This is a genomic window from Dellaglioa sp. CoH-57-MRSF-22 (assembly GCF_056781895.1).
Window position 1 is genome coordinate 1 of sequence record NZ_JBXAXT010000278.1, and the last position, 237, is coordinate 237.

A 237-nucleotide genomic window follows, 5' to 3' on the forward strand; every position below is an offset into this window, starting at 1 on the left:
TCATCGGACTGATCGTGCTCGCGGTGTGGCAGCTCCTGGTGGCGGTCACCGCGCACGGGGTGGGGACGAAGGTCGTGGAGGTGGCCAAGGCGGTCGTCTACGGAGCGCTGGCGGTCGTCACGATCTCGGTCGCGCTGGGCGGCGGCCACAACTCCACGGGCAAGCAGAAATCGAGCAGCGCGCACCTTCTCGCGTTCCCGGGCGGTGTCTTCGTCCTCGGCCTGATCGGCCTGATCG

General features: G+C 68.8%; 1 protein-coding gene. It reads left to right on the forward strand.

Annotated features, from left to right (window positions below; translation table 11 throughout):
- Nucleotides 1–237 (forward strand): DUF1206 domain-containing protein (locus AC1RPR_RS09075; RefSeq protein ID WP_481763621.1); only part of this gene is annotated, 237 nt, incomplete at both ends.